This window comes from Methylomagnum ishizawai, assembly GCF_900155475.1.
In the GTDB taxonomy this organism is placed as follows: domain Bacteria; phylum Pseudomonadota; class Gammaproteobacteria; order Methylococcales; family Methylococcaceae; genus Methylomagnum; species Methylomagnum ishizawai_A.
The window spans coordinates 285075-297706 of sequence record NZ_FXAM01000002.1; the positions used below are offsets into that span (position 1 = coordinate 285075).

Below are 12632 nucleotides of genomic sequence, written 5' to 3' on the forward strand. Positions count from 1 at the left end.
TATGAGCCAAGCAACCCCGCCCATGGATTCCGAACGCGCCGTCGCGGTCGTCGGCCTTGCCTGCCGCCTGCCCGGTGCGCCCGATCTCGACGCCTATCGACGGCTGCTCTGGACCGGGGGTAGCGGCATCGTCGCTAGCGACGATGCCTTCCTGCGCGGCCAGGGCGTGCCGGAAAGCCTGCTCCGCCATCCGCATCTGGTGCGGCGGTTCGGGGTGTTGGACGGGGTGGAGGCGTTCGACGCCGCCGCGTTCGGCATTCCGCCCGCCCGCGCCCAGGGGCTCGATCCGCAGCAGCGGGTTTTGCTGGAATTGGCGGTCGCGGCTTTGGAACACGCGGGCTATGCCGACGAGGCCGAGGCCGGCAGCATTGGGGTCTATGTCTCGCTGGCGCATTGCTCGTACCGGGGTGGGAAGCTGGCCGACGCCGCCGACGGTTTCTTCGGCCTGACCGCCAGCGACAAGGATTACGGGGCCACCCGGATTTCCTACGCGCTGGATTTGACCGGTCCCAGCCTGACCGTGCAATCGGCCTGTTCCGGTTCGCTGGCGGCGCTGCATATGGCGGTCGAGGGTTTGCTGTCGGGGCAATGCGATGTGGCTTTGGCGGGGGGTGTGTCCATCGTGCTGCCGCAGGGGGCTTATGTCGCCGCGCCCGGCTTGATGCTGGCCCCGGATGGCGAATGCCGCCCTTTCGATGCGGCGGCGGCGGGGACGGTGCCCGGCAATGGCGCGGGCTTGGTGGTTCTCAAGCGCCTGGACCGCGCCCGCGCCGATGGCGATACGATCCACGCCGTGGTGTTGGGTTCGGCCATCGCCAACGACGGTGCCCGCAAGGTGGATTATCTGGCCCCCGGCATCCGCGGCCAGATGCGGGCGGTGGGCGAAGCGTGGTCGGTGGCCGGGATCGAACCGGCCAGCCTGGGTATGATCGAGGCCCATGGTACGGGCACCCGTTTGGGCGATCCCATCGAGATCGAAGCGTTGAGCCGGTTGTTGGCCCATTTCGCGGCGGATGGCTTGCCGCCGCCCGCCGCCTGCCGGATTGGTTCGACCAAGGCCAATCTGGGGCATTTGAATGTCGCGAGCGGTATCGCCGGGTTCATCAAGGCGGTGTTGGCAGTGCGGGAAGGGGTGATTCCCGGCGTGCCCGGTTTCCAAACCCAAAACCCGGAAGCCCCGTTCGCCGCCACGCCGTTCCGTATTGGGGCCGAGGCGGTGCCTTGGCTGGGGTGGCGGCGGGCCGGGGTGAGTTCGTTCGGGTTCGGCGGCACCAATGTGCATGTGGTGTTGGAGCAAGCCCCGGAACGCACCGCGCCCCGCGCCGGGGATGGCCGACCCTTGCTCTTGCCCTTGTCCGCCCACGATGGGGCGGGATTGGAGCGGGTCCGCCGTGCCCTGGCCGAGCATTTGCGCGGCCCGTCGCCCGGCGATTTCGCCGACATCGCCTATACCCTGCAACGCGGGCGACCGGCCCGGCCCGTGCGGGCCATGTTACGCGCCCGTACCGTGGGCGAAGCCTTGGCTTTGTTAGACGCGCCTGGCCCACTGCCCCGGTTCGAGCCTCAAGGCCCGGAAGATTCCGCCGTGGCGGCGTGGCTGGCCGGGGAAGCCTTGGATTGGGAGACCACACCGGGGGCGGCGGTCGGTGGCCGGATTCCCCTGCCGACTTATCCATTCGCCCGCGAACGGCATGGGGTGGACCAAACCCCGGCTTGGCCCCTGGGCGCGGTCGCCGAGCCGCCGCCCGTGGTGGTTGCCATGGCGGCGGACTCCGCGCCGCGCACAGCTCAATCTGGGCTTCCGCCCGATCTGATGGCATGGCTGCGGGGGGTGTTCGCCGAAGTGTTGCAGCGCGAAGCTGCGGCCATTCCGGTCGATGCGACCTACGACCGGCTGGGCGTGGATTCGCTGCTGGTGGTGTCGATCACCGGGCGTATCCGCGAATATTTCCCGGAAGTGCGCGGTTCCTTGCTGTTCGAGCAGAAGACCCTGGCCGAACTCGCGGCCTACCTGGAAACGGAACGGGCCAAGCGGGCCGCACCTGTTGGGGAAAACGTCGCGTCCATTGTCCAAACCCGCCCGGCGGATTTGGAACCTATCGCGGTCATCGGTCTGGCCGGGCGTTTTCCCGGCGCGGCGGATACGGAAGCGCTGTGGCAATTGCTGGAACAAGGCCGTTCCGCCATCGGTCCCGTGCCCACCGGACGCCCTTGGCCCGCCGCCGCCCGTTCCGGCCCGCAAGCCGCCTTCATCGACGATATCGACCGCTTCGATGCGCTGTTCTTCGGCATCGCCCCCACCGAAGCGCGGCGGATCGACCCACAGGCCCGTGTGTTCCTGGAAACCGCCTGGGCCGCGCTGGAAAACGCCGGGTTGACACCCGCCGGTCTGAAAGCCGCCGTCCGCCGCGCCGCTGGGGACGGCTCCGATGTCGGCGTGTTCGTGGGGGTGATGAATATGCCTTACCGCCTGCACGCACCCGCCGCCGATGCCGTGGGACAGGTGGTCCAGGCCAATCATTGGTCGGTCGCCAACCGGGTGTCGTACCACTTCGATTTCACCGGACCCAGCCTCGCGGTGGATACCGCCTGTTCCGCCTCGCTCAGCGCCGTGCATCTGGCCTGTGAAAGCCTGCGCCGGGGCGAGTGTGGGGCGGCGCTGGCCGGGGGGGTCAACCTGATCCTTGATCCGGTCCAACAAAGCGAATTGGTGCGGATGGGCATGCTATCGCCCAGCGATGTTTGCCACAGCTTCGGGGCCGGGGCCGATGGTTTCGTGCAGGGCGAAGGCGTGGGGGCTGTGGTGCTGAAACCCCTGGCCGCGGCCCAGGCCGATGGCGATAGGATTCTGGGTGTGATTCTCGGCAGCGCCCTCAATGCCAATGGCCGCACTGGGGGTTATACCGTGCCCAGCCCCAAGGCCCAGGCCGATGTGATCCGCCGCGCCCTGGCTGCGGCCCAGGTGCCGCCCGCCAGCATTTCCGCCATCGAGTGCCACGGCACCGGCACGGCCTTGGGCGATCCCATCGAAATCGCCGGTCTGGCCGAAGTATTCCAAGCCACGCCGGGAGCCGGGTCCGTCGCCATCGGTTCGATCAAGTCGAATATGGGCCATTTGGAAAGCGCCGCCGGTATCGCGGGCTTGGCCAAGGTCTTGTTGCAATTGCAGCGGCGGCGACTCGCGCCCAGTCTGCACGCCGAACCCTTGAATCCCGGACTGGGCCTGGAGCGCACTTGTTTCCGGGTGCAGACCCAGGCGGCGGATTGGTCGCCCGCCACCGATGCCGCCGGACGGCCTTATCCGCGCCGAGCCGGGCTGTCGGGTTTCGGCGCGGGCGGGGCCAATGTCCATGTGGTGTTGGAGGAAGCACCCGCCACGCCGCCCCCCGCGCCGTCCCGTTCTGTCCGCCAGCCGATAGTGCTGTCCGCCGCCGACGCCGAGGCTTGGGAGCGCCTGCGTGGACGCTTGCTCCACGCGCTCGCCACCGATTCCGGGCTTGCCGCCGATGCCGCCGGTCTGGCCGATTTTGCTTATACCCTGGCCGTGGGCCGGGAAGCTTTGGCGGTGCGGGCCGGTTTCGTCGCCCACGACCGTGCTTCTTTGCGGGAGGGCTTGGCGCGGCTCGTGCCCGGCGGACCCGGCCCGGAATTAAGCGCGGGCGCGGCGGAACGCTGGCTCGCGGATTGGCTGCGCGGCGGGCGGATCGACGCTGGATTCTGGGCGGAAGAACGGCGACGGCGGATCACTCTGCCCGGTTATCCCTTCCACGGCCCCAAGCTCTGGTTGGACTTGGGGGCCGAAGCCGCCCCGCCCGCCGTTCCCCGCAGTCCGTGGGTGGCCGAGGGTGCGGCGGACGGCAAGCGCTTGTGGCATTTCCACATCGACGCCGCACTGCCCTTGCTGGATCAACACCGGGTCGAGGGACGGCCCTATTTGCCGGGTGTGGTTTCCGCGACCCTGGCCATGGCCGCCGCCGCTGCCGGTGGTTTGCCGGTTGTGGGCGTGGCCGGGGTGATTTGGAAAAAGCCGGTGGAACCGGGCGATGCTGGCTTGGATTTGGCCCTGGAATTCACGCCCGGCAAAACCGGCTACAAATTCCGGCTCGCGCCCGCCGCGGGCGGCGATACCTGGGTGGAAGGCCGCTTGCTCGGTCCCGAGAGCTTGCCCGCACCGGACGGCGTGGCGGTGCCCGCGTTGGAAGACCTGCCGGGGGGCGAGATTCTCGATCAAGAACAAGTCCGCCGCCGTCTGGTCGCGGCGGGTTTGAGCCATGGACCGGTGTTGCGGGCCATCCACCGCTTACGCCTGGAGGGGACTCGGGTGCTGGCGGAACTGGTGCGTCCGGCGGAAGCCCGGCGCGATCTGGACGGGTGGAATCCCTGCCCGGCCTTGCTGGACAGCGCTTTCCAGGCCGCGTGCATGGCGCTGTTGGCCGATCCCGAGCCGGTCCTGCCGCTGCCCTTGGGCATCGAACGCTTATGGCTGTTGCAACCGCATTGGCCGGAACGGCTCAGGCTGGAAGCCCGCTTGGTGGAGCGTAGCCCAGGCTTCGCCCGGATTGATCTGACCCTCGGCGACGAAAGCGGCAAGCCGGTGTGCCGGATGCAGGGTTTGACCGCCCGCTTGCTGCCCGGCAAGGTCCAGGCCGGCCCCGTGCCCTTGTTCGTGCCGCGTTGGCGCAAGGCGGTCGATGCCGGTCCCGCCGTGTTGCCCGCCGAGGGGTCGGTGGCGGTGATCGCGCCCCCGCCGCAAGGGCCGTTGCTGGCCGGTCTCCGCGCCGTTTTGGCAGGGCGCGAATCCGCCGTGTACACGCTGCCGGAATTCTTGGCGCTGGCCGAGGAGTGCCGCCCCGAAACCTTGATCTATGTCCATCCCACCGAAACCGAACCTTCCCAACCCCCCTACGTCCTGTCCCTGCTGGAACTCTTGGCCGCGCTGAACGCCTCGCCGCGTCCGGCCCGTTTGATCCTGCTGACCACGCAAGTCCACGCCACCCGGCCCGGCGAAGTCAATTTGCCCTGGGCTGCCGCCGCGCTGGGTCTGGCACGCACCGCCGCGCGGGAAAACGCCCGGCTCCAAGTCGCCTGCGTGGATGTGGACGATCCCGCCACCTTGGGCGCGGCCTTGGCGGGCGCGGTCGATCCCTTGGGTTTACCCCTGGCTTGGCGCGGGGGGGAACGTTGGGTCCAGCGGCTCGACGCCCTGCCGGTCCCGCCCGCGTCCGGCGTGGCTCCGGTCGGGGCGGGCGACCATATCTTGGTGGTCGGCGGCGCGGGTGGTCTCGGTTTGGCCCTGGCCGAACGCTGGGGCGGACGCCATGGCGCACGTTTCACCTTGGTGGGACGCCGCCCGGCCAGCGAGGCCATGGCCGGGAAATCCCTGACCCATCCCCCGCTTTATCTCAGCGCGGATGTCACCGATCCCGCCGCCCTGGCTGCGGCCATCGCCGCCGCCGAGGCCCGGCACGGACCTATCATCGGGGCGATCCATGCGGCTTTGATCATGGCCGACCGCGCCATCCGCAATATGGGCCGGGAGGATTTCCTGCCAGCCTTCGAGGTCAAGCGCTTGGGCTTGCATTATCTCTACGAACAACTCAAAGACCGGCCCTTGCGCTGGCTGGCGGTGTTTTCGTCGGTCAATGCCTTCGTCGCCAACGCCGGGCAATCCAATTACGTCGCGGGCTGCGCGGTGAAGGACGCCTTGGGCCTGCGCTTGGCTGGACAGGCCCGGTTCCCGGTGCGGATCGTCAATTGGGGGTATTGGGGCGAAGTGGGCCGGGTTGCGACCGAGGATTACCGCCAGCGCATGGCCCGGATTGGCGTGCATTCGATAGGCGTGGCGGAAGGCTTGGACGCCCTGGAAACCATCCTCGCGGGCGATTTACCCCAGGTGTTGGCGATCCGCGCCGAGCCCGCGGTGTTGGCGCAATTGGGCTATGCCGCCCCGGTGGAACCCGCGCCTAGTGTGGAACCGACCCCCACCCCGGAACCCGCGCCCGGCGATTTGTTCGCCGCCGCTTGCCGGGAAGCCCTGGCCGTGGCCGAAACCGACCGCGCCGCCTTGGCCGGGGCCACGGGCGATTACCGGGAATTGGATCTCTTGTCGGTGCAAGCCCTCGCCGCGTGGTGGCGGGAGCAGGGTTTGCCGACCCGCGCCCCATCCGCGACCTTGGCCCAAGCTTTGGGGCTGGCCCAGGATCACCGCCGCCAATTCGCCGCCCTGCTCGATATGCTGGTCCGGCATGGCTTCCTGGCCCAATACGGCGACGCGGTGGCGGCGGGGGTGCAGTCGGTGCCGCCCGCCGCCGATATCGCCGCCCGCCGCGCCGCTTTTTTGCAACGCGCCCCGCATTTCGCCGCCCATTTCCGGCTGCTCGATGCCTGCCTGGAACGCTACACCAGTACCCTGCGCGGCGAAACCGCGCCCACCGAGGTGCTGTTCCCGGATATGTCCATGTCCCTGGTCGAAGGCATGTACCGCGGCAACCGTATGGTGGACCATTTCAACGCCAAGCTCGCCGCCGCTGCCGCCGCCGCGCAACGATGGCACGGCCTGGGCTCGCCGTTCCGGGTGCTGGAATTCGGTTCCGGGACCGGCGGAACCAGCCAGCGGGTGTTGCCCGCGCTGGGACCGGGGGCGGCGTATGACTACACGGATATTTCGTCTGGTTTCCTGATCCACGGCAGGCGGCAGTTCAAGGCGGCTTATCCGTTCATGGATTTCAAGCTGTTCAACCTGGAAAACCCGCCCGATCCGGCGGATTTCAAGGCGTCCAGCTACGATCTCGCCTTCGGGGCCAATGTCATCCACGCCACCCGCGACCTGTCGCGTTCCTTGGGTCATATCGGCGGCTTGATCCGGCCCGGTGGCTTGCTGATGTTGTACGAGATGGTCGCCAACCATGAATTTGTCACCATCACTTTCGGCTTGTTGCCGGGCTGGTGGTTGGCGGAAGACCCACGCTTGCCGCACGGTCCTTTGCTCGATCCGGCGGCGTGGCGGCGGGTGTTGACCGCGAATGGTTTCGACGAGGTCGGTATTTTCGGCCAGCCCGAAGCCCAGGACGAAAGCCAGGCCACCCACGCCTTGATCGTGGCCCGCCGCGCCGATCCCGACCGGCCCGCCGCCGGGCCGGAAACCCGCGAGCGGCGCGGTTTGTTGCGGGGCCGCTTGCGGCGCGAAACCCGGCCCGCCGCCCCCGCCGCCGACAGTGCCGCGCTGGAATCCCAAGTCCTGGCCTGCGTCGCCGCCACCTTGGAAATCCCCATGGACCGGATCGATCCCCAACGCAGCTTGGCCGATTACGGGGCCGATTCGATCCTGGGGGTGCAATTGGTGCGGGATTTGAACCGCCGCTTCGGGGTGGAATTGAAGCCGACGGCCTTGTTCAGCCATCCTTCGGTGCGGGCCGTGGCCCAGTATTTGGCGGCGCAGCATGGGGTGCGGGCCGATGCCCCGGCTGGGGACGCTGGCCCATCCATCCCCGAGTCCATGCCGGAAGCCCCGCCCGCACCACCCCGCCCGGAAGACGCCGAAGCCATCGCGGTCATCGGCATGGCGGGCCGGTTTCCGGGGGCGGCGAACGTGGACGAATTCGAGCGGCTGTTGTTGGCGGGTGGCTGCGGGGTTGGCCCGGTCCCGCTGGAACGCTGGGACCATGGCTTGATCTATGATCCCAAGCCTTTGCGGCCCGGCCATAGCGTCTGCCCGGAAGGCGGTTTTATCGCCGATGCCTTCGGGTTCGATCCCGTATTCTTCGGGTTGTCGCCCGCCGAGGCCACCGCCATGGACCCGCAGCAACGGCTGTTCCTGATGACCGCGTGGCATGCCCTGGAAGATGCCGGATTGGCCCCCGCCGCGCTGAAGAACAGCGCTTGCGGCGTTTATGCCGGCAATGTGGCGGGGGATTACGGCCAGTTGCTGGAAACCGCCGGACAGGGTCGCGATGCCCATGGTTTCATGGGGTCCGCCGCGTCCATGCTGCCGGCCCGTATCGCCTACCATCTCGACCTGAAAGGCCCGGCCTTGTCCATCGACACGGCGTGTTCGTCCTCGCTGGTCGCCATCGCCGAGGCTTGCGAAGCCCTGCGCGGGGGGCGTTGCGATTTGGCCTTGGCGGGCGGGGTGGCGGCGATGTTCACGCCGGGCTTCTATGTGGTGGCTTCCAATGCCGGGATGCTGTCGCCTACGGGCCGCTGCCATACCCTGGACGCCGCCGCCGATGGTTTCGTCCCTGGCGAGGCGGTGGCGGTGTTGGCGCTCAAGCGCCTGGACCGGGCCCAGGCCGATGGCGACCGCGTGTTGGGGGTTATCCGGGGGTGGGGTGTGAACCAGGACGGGGCGTCCAATGGCATCACCGCGCCCAGCGCCCCGGCCCAAACCGCTTTGATCCAAGGAGTTCACCGGCGCTTCGCCATCGATCCCGCCGCCATCGATTATGTGGAATTGCACGGCACGGGCACCCGGCTGGGCGATCCGGTGGAAATCGAAGGGCTGGCCGGGGCGTTCGGCGCGACGGGTTCGGTGTGCGGCATCGGTTCGGTGAAATCCAATACCGGCCATACCTTGGCGGCGGCGGGCGCGGTGGGCCTCGTCAAGCTGCTGTTGGCCCTGCGTAGCGGCATCCTGCCGCCCACCCTGCATTTCCAGCGGCTCAATCCGGCGATTAGCCTGGAAGGTACGCCTTTCCGTCCCGTCACCGCGCCCACGCCGTGGCCGCGGAGGCCGGATCGGCCCCGGCGGGCGGCGGTGTCGGCCTTCGGTTTCGCCGGAACCAATGCCCATGTGGTGGTGGAAGAAGCCCCGCCCGCGTCGATCCGGGCCGTGCCGCCCGGACCCTGGCCATTCCCGCTGTCCGCCCGCACGCCCGCCGCGCTCCGGCAACGGGCGGTGGAATTGGCGGATTGGCTACGCGCCCATCCCGAGACCGATCCGGCGGCTTTGGCCGCGACCCTGGCGACGGGGCGGATGCACTTCAAGGTACGGGTGGTGTTGGTCGCCGACCGGCTGGATAAGGTGCTGGCTTGGCTGGACGGGGTGGCGGCGGGTACCGGACAGGTCCGGGCCGACCCTGCGGGCGCGTGGCGGGATTGGGTGGAGGATTATCTGGTGGGGGCCGATTTGCCGCCGGATCGGCTCTGGCCGGGCATAAGGCCGGTGCCTGTGTCCCTGCCCGGTTATCCTTTCGAGCGCCGGGTGTACCGCCCTGGCTGGCCGCCCCAAGGTGCCGCTGGTTTGAATCAGGGCGGTGCGCCTGCCATGGTCGATCCCGCCCCGCTCGATCCGTCCGACCCCGCGTCGATCCTGGCCGCCGTCACCGGCCACCTCGACCGCCTCGCCGCCCATGGCACGGAGACCCCCGCATGAATTCCGCGCATTCGCACTCGGACCCTTCCGCCTTGCTCGATCCTTGGTGCCGCGCCCTGTTGGCGCGGGGGGTCCGCGCGGCGGGACTCGATTCCCGCGTCCTCCCGGATGCCGAGACCCTGGCGGCGGCGTTCGGGGCCGTGCCCCGGTTCCGCCGTTGGTTGGAAGCATCTGCGGATTTGCTGCGTGAGCCGGTCGGCACCGATCCCGACGCCCTGCGCGACGACCTGCTCCGGCGGGAACCGGCGCTGGCCGCCCATGTCGCCCTGGCCGAAGCCTGCGCCGCCGCGCTGCCGGAAATCCTGGCGGGGAAGCTGGCGGCGACCGATGTGCTATTTCCGGGCGGGGCACCGAACCGGGTCGAGCCGATTTACCGCGACAATCCCTGGGCCGATTATTTCAACCGCCTGACCGCCGAGGCTTGCCTACAGGCCGTGGCGGCACGGTTGGCGCGGTGGCCCGGCCAGGTACCGCGCATCCTGGAAATCGGCGCGGGCACCGGGGGCACCACCGGCTTCGTCCTGGACCGGCTGGAGCGCCATCGTGGCACCTTCGAATATGTCTACAGCGATATCTCGCCCGGCTTCGTCCAGCAGGGGCGGAAACTGTTCGGCGGGCGCGGCCACCGTATGGAATTCCTGCGGCTGGATATCGAGCAAGCGGCCACGCCGCCCCTGGAACCCGCCCAAATCATCATCGCCACCAACGTCCTCCATGCCACCCGGCGCATCGACCGGACCTTGGCGAATGTTCGGGCCTTGCTCGCCGACGACGGCTTGTTGCTGCTCAATGAACTGACCCGCACCGATGCCTTCGCCGCCTTGACTTTCGGTTTGCTGGATGGCTGGTGGTGTTTCGAGGACGCGGAACAGCGCTTGCCGCATGGGCCGGTGTTGTCGGCGGCGGGGTGGCGGGCGGCTTTGGCCAGGAACGGCTTCGGAACACCGGCGGTGTATGGCTGGAATGGCCGGGAAGACGGCTTCCAATGCTTGTTCGTTACCACCGCTGCGGCTTATACGCGCCGCGCTCAGGAGCCACAAATACGGATCGAAGCCCGGAATCCCATCGCCACGCCCGGCCTGGAAACCGGGACGGACGCGGCGGCGCTGCGGCGGCGGGTACGGGAAGTGCTGGCCCGCCGCTTGGGATTCGCCCCGGACGATATCGGTTGGGAGCATCCTTTCGCCGAATTGGGGGTGGATTCCATCGTGGCTCCGCAGTTCGCCGCCGATCTGGCCGACGCCTTGGGAACCGGGGTGGATGCCATGGATATCTATAACCACGGCACGGTGGCCGCGCTGGCCGGGGCGCTGGCGGAACGCTTGCCACGGTCGTCCACTACGGAAACCAGGGTGGTTTCCGCCGCATCCGGGCCGCCCGGTGACGCCATCGCGGTGATTGGCTTGGCTTGCCGGTTCGCGGGTGCGCCGGATGCCGACGCCTTCTGGGACTTGCTGGCCGAAGGCCGCGATGCCACCGCTCCGGTTGGCACCGCCCGCTGGGCCGACCCCGGCCTGCAACTGACGGCGGGGCTTCTGCCCGAAGCCGAGTGTTTCGACCCGGATTTCTTCCGCCTATCCCATGCCGAAGCCGAGGTGATGGACCCCCAGCAACGGGTATTCCTGGAAGAATGCTGGCACGCCCTGGAAGATGCCGGTTTGGGATCGGCCCAGTTGGAGGGCCGCGCTTGCGGGGTGTTCGTCGGGGTCGCGGCCCAACACCATCCGGCCAACCAAGGCGAGGCCCGTGCCGCCCTGGGCAATTCCAACGCCATCCTCGCGGCCCGCATCGCCTATCACCTGAACCTGAAAGGCCCGGCAGTGCCGGTGGATACTGCGTGTTCCTCGTCCTTGGTCGCCATCCATCTGGCGGCGCAGGCGCTACGCAACGGCGATTGCGAACTGGCCTTGGCGGGCGGGGTCTCGGTGTTGTTGTGCAATTCCGCCCTGCCCCGGTTTTTGGTGGAGGCCGGGATGGTTTCGCCCACCGGGCAATGCCGGGCTTTCGATGCCGGAGCGGATGGTTTCGTGCCCGGCGAGGGCGTGGGCGTGGTGGTGTTGCGGCGACTGGATCAAGCCTTGGCCCATGGCGACCGCATTTTGGGCGTGATCCGGGCCACCGGCATCAACCAGGATGGCCGGACCAGCGGCATCACCGCGCCCAGCGGTCCCGCCCAGACCGCTTTATTGCGGCGGGTCTGGGCGCAGGCCGGCATCGAACCCGCCAGTTTGTCGCTGATCGAGGCCCATGGCACCGGCACGCCTTTGGGCGATCCCATCGAGGCGCAGGCCTTGGCGGCGGCGTTCGGGGCGCGGGCGGGGAATACCCGCCTTGCCCTGGGTTCGGTGAAGCCCAATATCGGCCACACCCTGACGGCGGCAGGGGTTGCCAGCGTCATCAAGGTGTTGTTGGCCCTGCGCGAACGGACCCTGCCGCCCAGCCTGCATTTCCACACGCCCAACCCCCGCTTGAACCTGGAGCAATCGCCGTTCTATGTGCCCCAACAGGCTGAAGCCTGGCGGGCGGCGGAACCCCGGCGGGCGGCGGTCAGCAGTTTCGGTTTTTCCGGCACCAATGCCCACGCCGTGATCGAGGAAGCGCCGCCCACCACTGCGCCCGTCACGATGGCGGGCGATGCGCTATTGCTGTTGTCCGCCGCCGACCAGCCCGCCTTGGTCCGCTTGGCGCGGCGGCTGGCGGCGTGGCTGGCGGCGCATCCCGACACCGCATTGGCCGATCTGTGCCGCAGCTTGAATGCGGGACGGGCTTTCCTGGCCGAACGGGCGGCGTTCCGGGTGGATGCCCTGGCGGTGTTCCGGCGTGGCCTCTTGGCCCTGGCCGAAGGCCGCGCCGATCCGGCCTTGATCCATGTTGGCGGTTTGCTCGGGGAAGCGGGCGCGGTCTGGCGCATCGCTCCCGGCGACGATTTAACCCGCTTGGGGGCGCATTTCGTCGCGGGCGGGCTGGCGGATTGGGAACGCTTGGGTGTTGGTGGGCGGGTGTTGTCCCTGCCGGGCTATCCATTCGCACGGGATCGTTTTCCTTTGCCGGGAGATGCGGCCACGGACGGACATGGTGCCGCCCTGGACGCCCTCGTGCCCGGCGGCGATCCGGCCTTCGCCGATCATGTATGGGATGGCCGGGCGATTGTCCCGGCCACCGCCTTGCTTTGGCTTGCCGCCCAGGCTTTGGGCGGGCGGGCTTGCCTGATCGAGGCGGTGCGCTGGCATCGACCCTTGACGGCGGATGGCCGGGAAGCCCG

General features: G+C 68.8%; 2 protein-coding genes (1 of these 2 only partly in view). Both read left to right on the forward strand.

Annotated elements, in window-relative coordinates:
* The first annotated feature begins 1 nt into the window (after window position 1).
* Window positions 2-9370 carry an SDR family NAD(P)-dependent oxidoreductase gene (locus tag B9N93_RS21770; RefSeq protein ID WP_085216527.1) on the forward strand — a complete coding sequence of 3123 codons (9369 nt, stop codon included), beginning with the start codon at window positions 2-4 and terminating at the stop codon, window positions 9368-9370.
* Window positions 9367-12632: the beginning of an SDR family NAD(P)-dependent oxidoreductase gene (locus B9N93_RS25030; protein WP_125469161.1), read on the forward strand. It continues 11206 nt past the right edge of the window; 3266 of the gene's 14472 nt are visible here — the first part of the coding sequence; the start codon lies at window positions 9367-9369; its stop codon lies beyond the right edge, outside the window. Before B9N93_RS21770 ends, B9N93_RS25030 begins: the two co-directional genes overlap by 4 nt.

What these genes read in the sequence shown, in the direction of transcription:
- B9N93_RS21770 (WP_085216527.1), top strand. Translation starts at nt 2, where the DNA reads ATGAGCCAAGCAACCCCGCCCATGGATTCCGAACGCGCCGTCGCGGTC.